This is a genomic window from Kitasatospora sp. NPDC058965, from assembly GCF_042741245.1.
In the GTDB taxonomy this organism is placed as follows: domain Bacteria; phylum Actinomycetota; class Actinomycetes; order Streptomycetales; family Streptomycetaceae; genus Kitasatospora.
Genome location: NZ_JBHYKG010000040.1, coordinates 1 through 16091, shown reverse-complemented (window position 1 = coordinate 16091; position 16091 = coordinate 1). Strand labels below are relative to the sequence as shown.

13 protein-coding genes are annotated in these 16091 nt (G+C 73.9%); all 13 read left to right on the top strand.

The window, feature by feature from the left end; all coding sequences use genetic code 11:
- The first annotated feature begins 123 nt into the window (after window positions 1-123).
- The 13 genes from ACFW1A_RS09850 (at window position 124) to ACFW1A_RS09790 (ending at window position 16055) form a co-directional block, all read left to right on the top strand.
- Window positions 124-1332 carry a WD40 repeat domain-containing protein gene (locus ACFW1A_RS09850; RefSeq protein ID WP_380406945.1) on the top strand — a complete coding sequence of 403 codons (1209 nt, stop codon included), beginning with the start codon at window positions 124-126 and terminating at the stop codon, window positions 1330-1332.
- Between the two features lie 106 nt (window positions 1333-1438).
- Complete coding sequence (locus tag ACFW1A_RS09845; protein WP_380406943.1) at window positions 1439-3529, top strand: carbohydrate binding domain-containing protein; 2091 nt, start codon at window positions 1439-1441, stop codon at window positions 3527-3529.
- A gap of 196 nt (window positions 3530-3725) precedes the next feature.
- On the top strand, window positions 3726-4832 hold the full coding sequence (locus tag ACFW1A_RS09840) for an AI-2E family transporter (protein WP_380406941.1): 1107 nt from the start codon (window positions 3726-3728) through the stop codon (window positions 4830-4832).
- Window positions 4833-4909: 77 nt separating this feature from the next.
- Window positions 4910-5689 carry a ferritin-like domain-containing protein gene (locus ACFW1A_RS09835; RefSeq protein ID WP_380406939.1) on the top strand — a complete coding sequence of 260 codons (780 nt, stop codon included), beginning with the start codon at window positions 4910-4912 and terminating at the stop codon, window positions 5687-5689.
- A 7-nt stretch (window positions 5690-5696) separates the two neighbouring features.
- The gene (locus tag ACFW1A_RS09830; protein ID WP_380406937.1) at window positions 5697-6149 is read left to right on the top strand and encodes an HIT family protein; all 453 of its coding nucleotides are present in this window, start codon (window positions 5697-5699) and stop codon (window positions 6147-6149) included.
- 279 nt (window positions 6150-6428) lie between these two features.
- Window positions 6429-6812: a hypothetical protein gene (locus ACFW1A_RS09825; RefSeq protein ID WP_380406935.1), complete on the top strand. Its 384-nt coding sequence runs from the start codon at window positions 6429-6431 to the stop codon at window positions 6810-6812.
- Complete coding sequence (locus tag ACFW1A_RS09820) at window positions 6809-7687, top strand: transcriptional regulator (protein WP_380406933.1); 879 nt, start codon at window positions 6809-6811, stop codon at window positions 7685-7687. Before ACFW1A_RS09825 ends, ACFW1A_RS09820 begins: the two co-directional genes overlap by 4 nt.
- A gap of 34 nt (window positions 7688-7721) precedes the next feature.
- Entirely contained in the window at window positions 7722-8156 is a 435-nt protein-coding gene (locus ACFW1A_RS09815) for a roadblock/LC7 domain-containing protein (protein WP_380406931.1), read from the top strand.
- 60 nt (window positions 8157-8216) lie between these two features.
- The gene (locus ACFW1A_RS09810; protein ID WP_380406929.1) at window positions 8217-8591 is read left to right on the top strand and encodes a hypothetical protein; all 375 of its coding nucleotides are present in this window, start codon (window positions 8217-8219) and stop codon (window positions 8589-8591) included.
- Between the two features lie 91 nt (window positions 8592-8682).
- On the top strand, window positions 8683-10296 hold the full coding sequence (locus ACFW1A_RS09805) for a peptide chain release factor 3 (protein ID WP_380406927.1): 1614 nt from the start codon (window positions 8683-8685) through the stop codon (window positions 10294-10296).
- Between the two features lie 120 nt (window positions 10297-10416).
- Entirely contained in the window at window positions 10417-11370 is a 954-nt protein-coding gene (locus tag ACFW1A_RS09800; protein WP_380406925.1) for a hypothetical protein, read from the top strand.
- A gap of 48 nt (window positions 11371-11418) precedes the next feature.
- Window positions 11419-13269, top strand: coding sequence for an HSP90 family protein (locus ACFW1A_RS09795; RefSeq protein WP_380406923.1), 1851 nt, complete (start codon window positions 11419-11421; stop codon window positions 13267-13269).
- A complete protein-coding gene (locus ACFW1A_RS09790; protein ID WP_380406921.1) occupies window positions 13269-16055 on the top strand; it encodes a hypothetical protein in 2787 nt (928 codons plus the stop codon). Before ACFW1A_RS09795 ends, ACFW1A_RS09790 begins: the two co-directional genes overlap by 1 nt.
- Window positions 16056-16091 lie beyond the last annotated feature (36 nt).

The following is a 16091-nucleotide window of genomic DNA, read 5'->3' as shown; positions in this document are numbered from 1 at the left end:
GCACTGGGCTCCGGTGATTGTTGGGCCTGGTACCCGGAATCAGGTGCCGAAGCAGCAAGCGTGAGACTCCCCTCCTTTTCGGTGACCGCCCTGGCCGTTGCGCCGGGGCGGTCTCGCCGTCTGGTGGCCGTCGGCAGCGACCAGGGCGGTCTGGTGGTGTGGGACGTGGACGGCGGTGGCGTGCGGGAGCTGGCCGGGCACCGGGGCGAAGCGGTCCAGTCCCTGGCCTGGACCCCCGACGGGCGGCTCTGCTCCGGCGGCAGTGCGGGGACGGTCCGCGTCTGGAGCAGTGAATCCGGTGCTCTGCTCAGCGAGTTGAGTGTGGGCGACCCGGCCGAGCCGTACGGTCGGGCGGTCCGGGGACTCGCGGTCCACCCGGACGGACGGCAGCTCGCCGCCGGTACGCACAGCGGTTCGGTGCGCCTGTGGGACTTGGCGGCGGGTGCGCCCGGTCCGGTGCTGCGCCCGGGCGGGGAGTGGGTGGCGGCCGGCGCCTTCTCGCCGCAGGGTGACCTGCTGGCCGTGGCCGGCCGCTCGGCTGCCCAGACCTGGCGACTGCCGAGCGGGGACTCCGCCGGCGCATGGACCGTTGGATCCGACTTCCAACTGGCGGTCGCCGTCCGTCCGGACGGCCGCCAGATCGCCACGGCCGGCCAGGACCGCCTGGTTCGCCTGTGGAACGCGCGGACGGGCGCGCCGGAGCGGAGCCTGTCCGGCCTCAACGGGTGGGTGTCCGCCGTCCAGTACTCGCCCGACGGGCGGCAGGTGGTGGCGTGCGACGGCGACGGCGCGGTGGCGCGGTGGTCCGTCGACACCGGTGCGCTGCTGGTCCACCGCCGCCGACTGCTGCCGGTTCCCGCGGTCCGCAGGCCGGGTGAGCCGAAGCCGGCCTGGGAGGCGGTGGCGGAGCAGGCCGACTGGTCGACCCTGCGGTGCGGTTGTCCGCGCGGTGCCCGTCACGTTCCCGGCAGTTTCGCCCGGCTCATGGCCGCGACGACGGACGACGAGGCGGACGGCAAGGGCCTGGACCGGGACGTCACGCGCGACGGCTTCCTGTTCGAGGCTGCCGTCCCGGTGACGGAGATGGTGGTGGCCGCCCTCCTGCAGGACGGTGCGCCCGCGCCGGTCCGGCGCCGACTCCTGCGGCTGCTGAGCTCCTTGGTCGGCGGCGAGTCCGAGTCCGCCGAGGCCGAGCAGGGCCGTCCGGACCTCGGGGACGCGTGCCGCGAGGCAGCCCGCCCGGCCGTCCCGCTGCTCCGTGCGGAGCTCGCCCACGAGAGCTTCCCCGGCGCCGCCGTGCTGGCCGCCGAGGCCCTGGACGAACTGGAATAGGACCGCCCGCGCCGGTCGACCCCTTGACGGGTCGATAGGTCTAGTCCATTGTCGGCATCGCATCAACTGCCCAGCGTCGCCCCCACCGTTCGCTGCAGGAGGCCCGATGACGATCCGTCATGTCCGCATGCCCAGAGCCCTGACCGCGCTCGCCGCCACGCTCGCCCTGCTGGTCGGCGGCGGTGCGCTGGCCGTCGGCGCGCAGGCCGACGCGACCAACCTGGTCACCAACCCCGGCTTCGAGAGCGGGCTGACCGGCTGGAGCTGCGACGCCGGGACCGGGAGCACGGTGAGCAGCCCCGTGCACTCCGGCAGCCACGCCCTGCAGGGGGCGGCCAGTGGGTCGGACGACGCCCAGTGCACGCAGACCGTCGCGGTGCAGCCCAACTCCAGCTACACGCTCTCCGCGTACGTGCAGGGGAACTACGTCTACCTGGGCGCCACCGGGCTCGGCAACCCCACCTGGACGCCGTCGGCGACCAGTTGGCAGCAGCTGACGACCAGCTTCACCACGGGGGCGAGCACCACCTCGGTGACGCTCTTCCTGCACGGCTGGTACGGGCAGGGCAGCTATTACGCCGACGACGTGGTGCTCACCGGTCCGGGCGGTGGCGGTGGTGGGGCGACCGGCCCGGCGGTGCCGACCGGCCTGACGGCCACCGGGACCACCACCTCCAGCATCGCGCTCGGCTGGACCGAGCCGTCCACCGGCACCGCCGCCACCTCCTACAAGGTGTACGAGGGCAGTGCCGTGGTCGCCACCAGCACCGGCACCGCGGCGACGGTCGGCGGCCTGGCCGCGGGGACCAGCCACACCTACACGGTCAGCGCGCTGGACGCGGCCGGCCACGAGTCCGCGCAGAGCGCGCCGGTGACCGCGGCGACCGCCGGCAGTGGCGGGGGCGGCGGCAGCAGCGCCTGGCACCCGAACCACCTGGCGATCGGGACGGTCTACACCCCGGGCTCCACGGTGGACTCCTTCTTCGGCACCCTGCAGTCGCACGGCAAGCTGCCCGACTACGGCTACGAGTACCTGATCGGCGGCGACTTCGCGAACTGGGCGAACACCACCACCACCTTCGTCCAGCACTCGGCCCAGTTCGGCATGACCCCGGTGCTGGTCGAGTACGGCATGAACGGGAACGTGGACGGCTCCAGCGTCGACTACACCAACATGCAGAACGCCGGCTGGGTGAGCTCCTACTTCCAGGCCCTGAAGAACGCGGCGACCGCCGCCAACACGGCGGCGCCCGGCAAGCCGGTCGGCTGGGTGATCGAGCCCGACATGCTCGGCTACCTGCAGCAGAACTACGGCGCCCAGTACCAGAACGACGCCACCCGGTTCCCCGCCGCCACCAGCTCCGCCTACTCCGCCGGGGTGCTCAGCAGCAGCGGCGACCCGGCCTTCGCCGACAACCTCAAGGGCCTGGTGGAGGCGATCAGCTACACGATCAAGAAGTACGACCCGGCCGCCTTCCTCGGCTGGCAGGTCAACACCTGGGGCGTGCGGGACGCGCTCAAGGACACCGACTCCCAGGGCTGGACGGCCGGGCGGCAGTCGGTGGTCAACACCGGCAACCAGGTGGCGGCCTTCCTGAAGACCGCCGACCTCGGCTACCGGGCGGACTTCGTCGCCTTCGACCAGTGGGGCCAGGACTTCGGCATCCTGCGCGACCCGAACCCGGCCGGCGACATCCGGTACCTGAACGCGGCGCACTGGAGCAACTACCTGCTCTACGTGCAGACCGTCCGCCAGGCGCTCGGGCTGCCCGCGGTGCTCTGGCAGATCCCGGTGGGCCACCTCAACTCCACCCAGACGCCCAGCCCCACCTACTGGAACGCCGGCGGCCGGTTCCCCGACCTGGACGACGTGACCACCGAGCAGGACGAGGACTCCGCGTCCACCTTCTTCTACGGGGACTCCTTCACCAGCAGCGGCGCCAACCTCTCCTTCTACGGCAGCAACCCGGGCGGCGACCCGAAGGTGTCGGTGAACGGATCCACCGTCACCTGGGGCTCGCACCTGCCCGAGGCGGCCGCCGCCGGGGTGGTGGCGATCCTGTTCGGCGCCGGCACCGGCACGGCGACCTACGGGGTGCCGGAGATGGTGGGCACCAACCAGACCGGTCCGGGCGACTTCGGCTACTGGGTGACCCGGACCCAGTCCTACCTGGCCGCACCCGTCCCGCTGCCGTAGCCGGCCGCCGCTGCCGTAGCCGGCTGCCGCTGCCGTAGCCGGCTGCCGCTGCCGTAGCCGGCTGCCGCTGCCGCAGCCCGGGCCGCTGCCGTCCCGCTGTCGCAGCCCGGACCACTGCTGCCCCGCCCGGCGGGCGGGGCAGCAGTGCTGCCCGCAGACTGGGACGCATGGAGACCCTGCCCGGCCGGACGGCCCCGTGATCCGCCGACCGGTGCGCCCGACGGGCCCTCAGGTCGGCCCCGGGCTGCAGAAGACGGCCGGGTACGCCTGGCGCCTGCTGGTGCTGGCGGCCGCGCTCTACCTGGTGCTGATCGTGCTCGGCCGGCTGGTGCTGCCGGTGGTGGCGGTCTTCGTGGCGCTGGTGATCACCTCGCTGCTGCGCCCGGTGGCCGATCTGCTCGCCAGGCTGCTGCCGCGCACCCTGGCGGTGGCGGTCACCGTCGTCGGCGCGGTGCTGCTGGTCGCGGGAGTGCTGGCGCTGCTCGGCGAGTCGGTGGCCAGTGAGTGGGACAGCCTGGTGAACGAGTTCCGCGGCGGGACCGGTCGGATCGAGCGCTGGCTGGAGGGCGCGCCGTTCCACGTCAAGCCGGGCAGCGCCACCCAGCTGCAGAACAAGCTCAGCTCCTACCTGTCCACCCACCGGGCCAGCCTGGTGAACACCGCGGTGAACCAGGCGGGCAAGGTGGTCGAGGTGTTCACCGGGGCCTTCCTGTCCCTGTTCTGCTCGATCTTCTTCGTCCACTCGGGCGACCGGATGTGGGCCTGGGCGCAGCGGCAGCTGCCGCGCGGCTCCCGGGCCACCACCGACCGGGCGGGCCGCGCGGCCTGGCGCACCTTCGCCGGGTACACCCGGGGGATCATCATCGTGGCGGCCAGCAACGCGGTGCTGGTCGGGATCGCGCTGCTGGTGCTCCAGGTCCCGCTGGTGGCCCCGCTGGTGGTCCTGGAGTTCTTCGCCACGCTGATCCCGCTGATCGGCTCGCCGATCGCGATGGTGATCGCGGCGGTGGTGGCGCTGGCGGCGCGCGGTCCGCTGACGGCGGTCATCGTGCTGGGCCTGATCGTGGTGATCGGTCAGATCGAGGGGCACGTGCTGCACCCGCTGGTGCTCAGCTGGGCGGTGCGGATCCACCCGGTGGTGGTGGCGCTGTCGGTGATCGCCGGCGGCATCCTGGCCGGGGTGATCGGCGCGGTGGTCGCGGTGCCGCTGGTCTCGGTGGTCTGGTCGGTGATCGGCGAGCTGCGCGGGGACGACCACGGGGACGACCGCGGGGGCCGCCCGGCCCCGGCCGGGCCCCCGTGACACGTGCCGCGGGTCGCCTCGCCCGGACGGACCAGCAGCTGTTGCGGCGTCAGCTGACCCGGCGTTGGCTGGATGGCATGCTCTCAGCGCGCAGTCTCTTCCACGAGATCCACCAGGACGACGACGCCTTCGGCCTGTTCTGCTCGATCGCCGCCAAGGGCGAGGACCAGGGCGGCTGGGAGAACGGGCGGATCGCGCTGCTGGTGGAGGACCAGGTCCTGGCCCCCAAGATCGCCCGGCACGGCGCGGACGAGGAGAAGCACGGGCGGATCTTCAACGCCCTGCTGAGGAAGCGCGGGCTGCACCCGGTCGCGGTGCCCGACGAGACCGACTACACGATGATCCTGGAGCGCCAGGGCATCGGCCTGGCCCACGCGCGGCTGCGCCGCGACGAGAAGCTCGGCGAGCGGGACGTGATCACCTACCTGGTGCACAGCCGGGTCACCGAGCAGCGGGCCAGTGAGCAGATGCGGCTGCTGCGGGGCGTCTTCGGCCACCACCCCGAGCTCGGCCGGGCGGTGCGGATGATCTCCGACGACGAGGACAACCACCTCGCCTACTGCCACGAGGAGCTGCTGCGGCTGGCCGCGGCCGGCCACGGGCGGCTGATCTGGCGCACCCTGCAGGAGACCGCGCACGCCGAGATCCGCACCTACCGGGACGTCAGCCTGGCCGTGATGGCGCGGATGGGCGAGATCCTGCACTGGCCCCGGGCCAAGCGGGCGGCGCTGGCGGCCGGCATCCACGGCGTCTACGGGTACGAGAAGCTCGGCGGCTGGCGGCGGATGACCTCGCTGCGGATGCCCGACCGGCTGGGCGCGATGGACGGCCCGCCGGTGCCCGAGCCCGCCGAGTGAGCCGGTGGTGAGCGCGGCCGGGCGGCCGTGCGCGTTCTGCGCGCTGCTGGCCGAGCCCGGCGGCGCGCAGGTGGTCTTCCGGGACGAGGTGGCGTTCGCCTTCCTGGACCACCGGCCGCTCTTCCCCGGCCACCTGTTGGTGGTGCCGGTGGTCCACGCGGTCACCCTGACCGACCTCGCGCCCGAGCTGGTCGGTCCCTTCTTCCAGCGGGTGCGGCTGCTGACCGGTGCGGTGCAGACGGCGATGGCGGCGGCCGGGTCCTTCGTGGCGATGAACAACAAGGTCAGCCAGTCGGTGCCGCACCTGCACGTGCACGTGGTGCCGCGCAATCCCAAGGACGGGCTGCGCGGCTTCTTCTGGCCGCGGCGGCGGTACCGGGACGAGGCGCAGGCGGCCGAGACCGCCCAGCTGCTCCGGGCCGCGCTGGCCGGAGTTGATGACGCAGCGTCAAGTAACTGAGCGCATATCAGACTTGCGCCTGCGCAGGAGTCGTTATCGGCCAACCGCCAACAGCACGCAACGGTTCTGACATGCTGTCATCGCTGGCAGTGAGCAACAGTGTTCGGCCAGAGGATGGCTGGAAAACAGCGCTCAAAGCGAAAATATGCCTATGGCATTGTCGTTCGGCATGTCGGGCTCAGTAACGTTCCGGGCCAACAGCGCGACGGGCTGTGGTGCCCCGTGGGCGGGGTCACCGTCGCGTGCCGGGCCGCCGTGCCCCGTTGCGAAGGAGCCCGTGTGCCGGGGATCGACGACTGCCTGTCACAGGCGATGGGGATCGCCGGTGCCCACGGCGTGACCCTGCTGGACTGGGGGAGCGGCCTGGAACTGGGCGCCGCCGGCCGCAGCCCGGCCGACGACCACGCGGTCACCGCCGCCGAGGCGAGCGACCTGGTGCGGCTGGCCGCGGAGAGCGCGAGCTTCGCCGAGCCGGACGAGGCGAGGTTGCCGGTCTGCGACATCATCCTGACCACCAGGGGGAGTTACCACCTGTTCTGCCTGATCGGGACGGTCTTCGACAGCCGCCTGCTGCTGCACCTGTGGCTGGACCGGTCGGAGGCCAACCTGGCCGTGGCCCGGATCAGGTTGCAGGCCCTGGCCGAGGAGTTGGTGATCGGATGACCGGCGGCACGGCGGTCGCGCTGACCGCCAGGCTGGCCGCCGCCCGCGCCACCGGCGCGCTGCACACCAGCACCGGCACCGTCTACCTGGTGCACGGCGCGGTGGTGCACGCCGAGAGCCCGCAGAGCCTGGGCATCGGGGAGTTGCTCACCGGGTGCGGCCGGATCACCGCGGACCGGTGGCAGCGCACGCTGGAACTGCACGGTCCGCTGCGCCAGGTCGGCCGGGCGCTGGTCGAGCAGGGCAGCCTCAGCCGCGGCGAGTTGGAGCTCTGCCACCTGCAGACCCTCTACGACGCCGCCTACTTCGCGCTCGACCCGGACCGCCGACCGATCTGCTTCGAACCGGAGGTGCGGCACTGGCTGGGCCCGGTGCGCCAGGTCAGCCCGCCGGTCGTGTGCCGGGAGACCCTGCGGCGGCGCGACCTGCTGGCCCGGATCTGGCCCTGCCCCGAGCTGGACACCGCCCCCGTGGAGTGCTGCACCGGCCGGACGCCGCCCGCGCTCTCCCGGCGCCGGCGCGAACTGCTGGACCTCGCGGACGGCCGGCGCACCGCCGCCGACCTGGCCCGGCTGCTGGGCCGCTCCAGCTTCGCCACCGCCGTGGAGATCCGCCGGCTGGCCGCCGCCGGCCTGGTCCGCAGCTCGGACCCGGCGCCGGCCGTCCCGCCGCCGCGCCACCCGCTGCCCCCGCGCAGCCCGCAGCCGCCGGCCGGCCCGCCGCTGGAAGCGCGCCGCCGCCACGCTGCGCCCGACCCGGCCGCACCGACCCGCCGGACCCCGGGCGCGAGCCTGCACCGGTCCCCGGAAGCCGCCGAACTCCCCGACACCGCGCTGCTGTTGCGCGTTCGATCCGCACTGGAGGCTCGACTGTGATTCCCTGGCCGCCCGCAGCCCACCGCGCGCTGTCATGAGGCGGGTACTGCGACCGCGCGCCGACCGCCGCCAGCTGGACGCGCTGCACAGCGCGCTGCTCGCCGAACTGCGCACCCTCAAACGCCGCGTCCCGCACCTGGCCGGCGGCCTGGTGGCGAGCGTGGACGGGCTGCTCATCGTCCACGACACGCACGACACCGAGGCCGACAGCCTGGCCGCCCTGACCGCCGCCACCCTGGGGGTCGCCCGGCGGCTGGCCGAGACCACCGGGCAGGGCGAGTTCCGCGACGCCCTGGTGCACGGCGAGCACGGCTACGTGGCCAGCTACGCCGCCGGTCCGCTCTGCGTGCTCACCCTGCTCGCCCACCCGGACACCAGCGTGGGCCGGCTGCACCTGGAGGCCCGCCGGGCCGCGGGGCGGGTGGCCGAACTGGTGCACACCGAACTGGCCCCGCCCAGCGTGACCTGACCCTCCGTCCGTACCCCGTCATTCCTTCCCCTCTTACCCACACAACGATCTGGAGAGACCGTGGCAGACATCGACACCACCCTGCGCTCGATCATGGCAACCGTGGACGGCAGCATCGGCGTGGCACTGGTCGACTACACCAGCGGCATGGCGCTGGGCACCGTGGACGGCGGCGCCGGGCTGGACCTGACGGTGGCGGCGGCCGGCAACACCGACGTGGTGCGGGCCAAGATGCGCACCATGGACATGCTCGGCCTGAGCGAGGCCATCGAGGACATCCTCATCACGCTGAACAGCCAGTACCACCTGATCCGCCCGCTCACCGGTCGCGGCGGCAAGGGCCTCTTCCTCTACCTGGCGCTGGACAAGCGCCGGGCCAACCTGGCGATGTCCCGGCACCAGCTGGCCAAGATCGAGACCGACCTGGAGATCTGACCCCCGCGGCAGGCGGGCCGGCGGCGGGCCCGGCCCGCCGCCGGGACGGACTAGACTGGCTCGTCATGCCTACCCGCCGCGAGGAAAACCTGTGAGCAACGAGCAGCCCGTCCCCGTCACCCAGGTCCTCGCCGAGGCCAACCGCCGGCGCACCTTCGCCGTGATCTCCCACCCGGACGCGGGCAAGTCCACGCTGACCGAGGCCCTCGCGCTGCACGCGCGGGCGATCACCTCGGCCGGTGCGGTGCACGCCAAGGGCGGCCGCCGCGGGGTCACCAGCGACTGGATGGAGCTGGAGCGCGAGCGCGGCATCTCGGTCACCTCGGCGGCGCTGCAGTTCGGCCACCGCGAGCACGTGATGAACCTGGTCGACACCCCCGGCCACGCCGACTTCTCCGAGGACACCTACCGGGTGCTCTCCGCGGTGGACTGCGCGATCATGCTGATCGACGCGGCCAAGGGCCTGGAGGAGCAGACCCGCAAGCTGTTCTCGGTCTGCCGGCACCGCGGCGTGCCGGTGATCACCTTCATCAACAAGTGGGACCGGCGCGGTCGCGACGCGCTGACCCTGCTGGAGGACATCGAGAACCACCTGGGCATCACCCCGGTGCCGGTGGTCTGGCCGGTCGGTGTGGCGGGCAACCTGCGCGGCCTGGTCGAGGCGGAGAACACCGAGCAGTTCCGCCGCTACACCAAGGTGCCGGCCGGTACCCACGCGGCGATCGAGGAACTGCTCTCCGCCGAGGAGGCGACCGAGCAGGAGGGCGAGGACTGGACCAACGCCCTGGAGGAGCTGGAGCTGGTGCTCGCCTCCGGTCCGGGCTACGACCAGGAGGCCTTCGAGGCCGGCAAGATCACCCCGGTCTTCTTCGGCGCCGCGCTCACCAACATCGGTGTCAAGCTGCTGCTCGACGCGGTCGTGGACCTGGCCCCGGCGCCGGCCGCCCGGCCGCTGGCCAACGGCGAGCGGCGCGAGGTGGGCGAGGACTTCTCCGGCGTGGTCTTCAAGATCCAGGCCAACATGGACCCGGCGCACCGCGACCGGATCGCCTTCGTCCGGGTCTGCTCCGGCGTCTTCGAGCGCGGCATGAACGTCACCCGGGCCGCCAGCGGCCGCTCGCTCACCACCAAGTACGCGCACACCGTCTTCGGCGCCGAGCGCACCGTGGTGGAGACCGCCTTCCCCGGCGACGTGGTCGGCCTGATCAACGCCGCCGCGCTGCGCGTCGGCGACACCCTGTTCACCGGCCGCAAGGCCGAGTTCCCGCCGCTGCCGGCGTTCGCCCCGGAGTACTTCGCGGTGGCCCGGCCCAAGGACATCAGCCGCTCCAAGCAGTTCCGCCGCGGCGTCTCGCAGCTGGACGAGGAGGGCGTGGTGCAGGTGCTGGTCTCCGACCGGCGCGGCGAGCAGGCCCCGGTGATGGCGGCGGTCGGCCCGATGCAGTTCGACGTGGTGCTGCACCGGATGGAGCACGAGTTCTCCTCGCCGATCCACCTGGACCGGCTCTCCTACCAGTTGGCCCGCAAGACCAACGCGGAGGGCGCCGAGGCGCTGGCCAAGGCCCGGCTCACCGACTCCGAGGTGCTGACCCGCCGGTCCGACCAGGCGCTGCTCGCCCTGTTCGCGGACAAGTGGCACCTGAGCGCCTTCCAGCGGGCCAAGCCGGAGATCTACCTGGAGCCGCTGATCGCCACCGCCGACTGACCCCGTCCCACCTGCGCCGACCCCGGTCCGGACCGCGGTGTCCGACCCGTGATATGTACTCGGATCGGGGCGGCAGGGTGCAGCCCTGGTGAAGACGGTGGGAAAGAGGGGGGATCGGTCATGCTTGGGCTGATTCGGCGGCTGCGCCCCGGGGCGCAGCCGGCCGTCGACCCGGCGTACGGCGATCCGCTGCTGGCGCGGCTGCGCGCGGCGGCCGCCGCGGCGGACTGGCCGGGGGTCAGGGCGGGGCTGGCGGAGGCGACGGACCAGGCGGACCTGGTCTGGCTGGTCGGCCAGATCGCCGAGGTGGCCGGGGTCGAGGAGTGGATACCGCAGGCGGTGGCTTCCGAGTCCGAGTCGGCGCTGCCGCTGCTGGTCTCCGGGGCCCGACAGATCACCTGGGGCTGGGAGGCGCGCACCGCCGCCCGCGCCAAGTACGTCACCCGCGAGCAGTGGCAGCTGTTCCACCAGCGGCTGGAGACGGCCGAGGAGCAGCTCTACGCGGTGGCCGAGCGCGAGCCCGACTGGCTGGGCCCCTGGTACTTCCTGCAGATCAGCGGTCGCGGCGGGTCGGTCGACGAGGACGCCGGCACGTACCGGTTCGAGGCCGCGCTGCGCCGCTGCCCGGGCCACCCGGCCTCGCACCGGCAGCGGCTGCAGCAGCTGTGCCGCAAGTGGGGCGGTTCGCACGAGCAGATGCACGCGTTCGCCCGCACGGCGATGCTGGGCGCGCCCGAGGGCAGCCAGCTCGGCGAGCTGGTGGCGCTGGCCCACCTCGAGCACTGGCTGGACCTGGACCGCGGTGCGGACCAGCGGTACCTGACCTCGCAGCCGGTGCGCCTGCAGCTGGCCGAGGCCGCGCAGCGCTCCGTCCTGCACCCCGCGTACGTGCGGCGGCGCGGCTGGGCCGGCCCGCACAACACCTTCGCGATGGTCCTGTCGCTGGCCGGCGAGCGCAACCTGGCCCGCGCGGTGTTCGCGCACCTCGGGGACAACGTCACCGAGGACCCCTGGGACTACCTGAGCAAGGACCCGGTCGAGGCGTTCCGGCTCGCGCGCAAGGACTGCGCCTGATCCGGCCCGCCCCCAGCCCGCCCGCACACGCGATCGAAAGAGCTCCCTGTGTCCTCTCCCCAGCCCACCGCGCACACCTTCCAGGTGGACCTGCGCGGCCTGGTCGACCTGCTGTCGCACCACCTGTACTCCAGCCCGAAGGTCTACCTGCGCGAACTCCTGCAGAACGCGGTGGACGCGATCTCCGCCCGCCGCCTGCTGGACCCGGCCGCCCCGGGCGCCATCACCGTGCACGCCACCGACCGGTCGCTGTCGGTGACCGACACCGGCGTCGGCCTGACCGAGGCCGACGTGCACACCTTCCTGGCCACCATCGGCCGCAGCTCCAAGCGGGACGCCGAGGGCCGGCTGGACACCGCCGGCCTGGCCGGCGCCCGCTCGGACTTCATCGGCCAGTTCGGCATCGGCCTGCTCGCCTGCTTCGTGGTGGCCGACGAGATCGCCGTGCTGACCCGCTCGGCCGCCGCTCCCGACGCCCCGGTGATCGAGTGGCGCGGCAGCTCCGACGGCCGGTACACCATCACCACCCTGCCCGGCTCGGCCAAGCCGGAGCCCGGCACCACCGTGACCCTGGTCCCGCGCGCCGACGCGGAGCAGTGGACCCGGGTGGACCGGGTGATCGAGCTGGCCCGCGGCTACGGCAGCCTGCTGCGCCACGAGGTCACCGTGGTCGACGACCGCGGCGAGCGCACCCGGATCAACGAGACGCCGGCGCCGTGGGCCAAGCCCTACCCCTCCCCGCCGGCCCGCCGTCAGGCGCTGGCCGAGCACTGCCGGGCGACCTTCGACTTCGTCCCGCTGGACACCATCGACCTGGAGCTGCCGCTGGTCGGCCTGAGCGGGGTGGCGTACGTGCTGCCCGAAGCCGTGCCGCCGTCCCGCAAGGCGGGCCACCGGGTGCACCTGAAGGGCATGCTGGTCTCCGACCAGGCCGACGAACTGCTGCCCGACTGGGCCTTCTTCGTCCGCTGCGTGGTCGACGCGGAGGGCCTGCGCCCGACCGCCTCGCGCGAGGGCCTGTACGCGGACGAGACGCTGGCCGCGGTCCGCGAGGCACTCGGCACCCGGATCCGGGACTGGCTGACCGGCCTGTCCGCCAGCGACCCGGCCCTGCTGCACCGGTTCATCTCGGTGCACCACCTGGCCGTCAAGGCGCTGGCCCGGTACGACGACGAGCTGCTGCGGATGCTGCTGCCCTGGCTGCCGTTCGAGACCACCGACGGCAACGTCACGCTGGACGAGTTCGCCCGCACCCACCGCACCATCCTGGTCGCCCAGACCGTGGAGGAGTTCCGCCAGGTCGCCCCGATCGCCGGCGCGGCGGGCCTGGGCGTGGTCAACGGCGGCTACACCTACGACCGGGACCTGGTGCACCGGCTGCCCGAGCTGCGCCCCGGCGCGGTGGTGACCGACCTGGACCCGACCACCGTCACCGCCCACCTGGACAGCGTCGACCCGGCCGCCGAGCTGGCCGCGGCCGGCTTCCTGGCCGTCGCCCGCGAGGTGGTCGGCCGGTTCGACTGCGACGTGGCGCTGCGCACCTTCCACCCGGCCGCCGCACCGGCCCTGCTGCTGGACAACCGGGAGGCCCGGCACGAGCGCACCCGGGCCGAACTGGCCGACCAGTCCGACGGGTTGTGGGCCGACATCCTCGGCTCGCTGCGGGCCGGGACGCCGCGCGCCCAGCTGGTGCTCAACCACCTCAACCCGCTGGTGCGCCGCGCCGCCTCGATCACCCACCGGGAGCTCACGGTGGCCGCCGTGGAGGCGTTGTACGGCCAGGCGCTGCTGCTGACCCGCCGTCCGCTGCGGGCCAGCGAGAGCGCACTGCTCAACCGCTCGTTCATCGCCCTGCTGGACCACGCGATGCTCGGCCACGAGACCGGGACGGAGTCCTGATGCTGGAGACCACCGACGCGGTGTTCGCCGCGCTGCGGGAGAACGACACCCGGCCCTACGGCCGCCAGCGCACCGTCACCGCCGAGCAACTGGTCGACGCCGCGGACCAGTTCGAGGACCCCAAGCTCCAAGTGCTGGCCCTGCTGGAGCTGATGGAGGCCTACGAGTACGACGGCGAGGCGCGCAAGACCCCGGTGGTCTTCGCCCGGGTGCTGAGGTTCTGGGACACCGATCCGGCGGTGTTCAGCGAGTGGGGCGCCCACCAGGTGTTCTGGCGCTTCAAGTGGGTGGCGAGCGCGCTGCTGGGCACCCCCGAGGTGCCGTTGACCGCGCTGCGGCGCTGGCTGGAGGAGATGCGCGAGCGGTACACCAAGGCCGGCCACGGCCTGCAGCCCTACTACGCCGAGAAGTTCCGGCTGGCCGCGCACCTGGAGCAGGACCGCGAGTCGGCCTTCGAGCTGTGGGCCACCCGCCGGCGCACCGAGCTGAGCGACTGCGCGGCCTGCGAGACCCGCACCCGCGCGCTGCACCACGTGGCCCTGGGCGACGACGCCCGGGCGCTGGCCGTGTGGGAGCCGGTGCTGAGCGGCGACAGCGGCTGCACCGAGGAGCCGTACGCCAGCCACGGCTACGCGCTGCTGCCGCTGCTGCGCCTGGGCCGCACCGACCAGGCCCGGTCCAGCCACCTGACCGGCTACCGCTACGCGCGGGGCAAGGCCGCGATGGCCGGCCAGATCGGCCTGCACCTGGAGTTCTGCGCGCTGAGCGGCAACGAGCCGCGCGGGTTGGAGATCCTGGCGGAGAACCGTGCGCTGTTCGACCGGGCCGCGGACCCGCTGGACCGGCTCGGCCTGCTCACCGGGGTCGAGGTGCTGCTCGCCCGGCTGGTCGGGCTGGGGCACGGCGAGCTGGCGGTGGCCGGCCCGGCCGGGCGCAGCTGGACGGTGGCCGAGCTGCTCGCCGACTGTGCGCGCCAGTCCGCCGGGATCGCGGCCGGGTTCGACGCGCGCAACGGCACCGAGGCCGTCGGCGCCCGCCGGCTGGCCCGGCTGGCCCGCCGACCGCTGTCGGCCGAGCCGCTGGCCCTCGGAGTGCGCACCGCGACCGCGCTGGCCGCGCCCGCGGCGCCCGCCGCGGCACCCGAGCCGGCCCCGCCGGTCGCCGAGGACCTGGTCGAACTCGTGCTGCAGGCACGTGAGTCGGACCGCACCGGGCACCCGGAGTCGAACCGGTTGTGGCAGCGGGTCGGCCGGCTGGTCGAGGCGCCCGACCACACCCACCCCGACGACCCGCGGCTGGGCTCGGCGGCCCGGCTGCGCGCCGAACTGGTCGAGGAGCGGGCCCACACGCCGGAGCTGCGCGGCGACCCGGCCGGCCGGCGGGCCGCGCTGGAGGAGGCGCGGGCGCTGTTCGAGGAGGCCGGCGAGACCGGCCGGGCGCTGGCCGTGCGCTCCCAGCTGGCCGTGCTGGAGCTGGGCGAGGGCGACGGGGCGGCGGCCGACTGGAAGCTGCTGGACCGGCTGCTGGCCGAGGCCGAGGAGCTGCGGGCGACGGACCGCCTGGACCCGGAGGACTGGGCCCGGGTGCTGCAGTCCCGGGCGTACGCCGCGCACTGCGAGCTGATCGGGGCCGAGGACGGGCAGCGCGGCGAGCAGGACGCGCGGTTCGCCGCGGTGGTGGGCAGCTACCTGGCCGAGACGCAGCGGCTGGGGCTGGTGCACCGTCAGGTGACGGCCCACCAGTACCGGGCCAACGCGGCCGCCCGGCAGGAACGGTTCGCCGAGGCGGAGCAGGAGCTGGCGGTCGCCCTGCAGCTGATCGAGGCGGCCGACGCCCCCTGGCGCGCGCCGCTGGTCAACGGACTGCTCGCGCAGGTCAGGCTGGCCCTCGGCGACCGCCGGCAGGCGGTCGAGCTGCTGCACCGGGCGCTGGCCGAGGCCGCCCACTGGAGGCTCCGGTCCTTCCCGTACGGGCCGACCTACGCGCTGCTCGGGCACGCGCTGGGCCACCTGGGCGACACCGCCGGGGCGGTCCGGGCGCTCTCCGAGGCGGCGGACCGGTTCGACCGGGACGCCAAGCCGGTGGACGCGGCCGACGTGCGGATGCAGCTGGCCGAGGCGCTGACCTCGGCCGGGCGCGGTGCGGACGCGGTGGCGGTGCTGGAGTCGGTGCTGCTGGACCCCGACCCGGCGGCTCTGGGCGAGCGCCGCCTCGCGCAGGCGCGGCTCCAGTTGGCCCGCGGCCTGGCGATGCTGGCGGAGTACCGGGAGGCGGCCGAGGAGTACCTGCGGCTGGCCGACCAGGTGGCGGGCTGGGGCGACGACCCGCAGACGCTGACCATGGTGGCCTGCGAGGCGGCGGTGGCACTGGCCGAGGCGGGCCGGCTGGACGCGGCCGCGACGGCGCGCGAGCGGGCGCTGGCCGCGCACGACGCCGCGCCGCAGCCGGGCAAGGCCGCCACCATGCTGCGCGAGCTGGCCCGGCTGGTGATGGAGCACCAGGGGGCCGACGGTCTGGAGACGGCGCTGGGTTACCTGGCCGAGGCGGACGCGGTGCGCGAGCGGGCCGAGGCCGCCGGGGCGGCGGAGGAGCTGTGGTACCTGCGCGGCTCGGTGCACGACGGCCGGGCCCGGGCGCTGGCCACCGCGGACCGCACCGAGGAGGCGCTGGCGGAGGCGGAGCGGGGCATCGCCGCCTTCGGGGCCGGCGGCGCGGAGGGCGAGCTGGGCCGGGCCGAGACGGTCCGGCCTGTCTCGTATACACATCTGGCTCTGCCGACGACGTAGGTCGGGTAGATCTCGGAGGTGGCCGAAGCCTTAAAA

Excerpts from the sequence above, each read along its gene's own strand:
- ACFW1A_RS09845 (WP_380406943.1), top strand. The coding sequence starts at position 1,439 with ATGACGATCCGTCATGTCCGCATGCCCAGAGCCCTGACCGCGCTCGCC.
- ACFW1A_RS09835 (WP_380406939.1), top strand. The coding sequence starts at position 4,910 with ATGCTCTCAGCGCGCAGTCTCTTCCACGAGATCCACCAGGACGACGAC.
- ACFW1A_RS09820 (WP_380406933.1), top strand. The coding sequence starts at position 6,809 with ATGACCGGCGGCACGGCGGTCGCGCTGACCGCCAGGCTGGCCGCCGCC.
- ACFW1A_RS09815 (WP_380406931.1), top strand. The coding sequence starts at position 7,722 with ATGAGGCGGGTACTGCGACCGCGCGCCGACCGCCGCCAGCTGGACGCG.
- ACFW1A_RS09800 (WP_380406925.1), top strand. The coding sequence starts at position 10,417 with ATGCTTGGGCTGATTCGGCGGCTGCGCCCCGGGGCGCAGCCGGCCGTC.
- ACFW1A_RS09790 (WP_380406921.1), top strand. The coding sequence starts at position 13,269 with ATGCTGGAGACCACCGACGCGGTGTTCGCCGCGCTGCGGGAGAACGAC.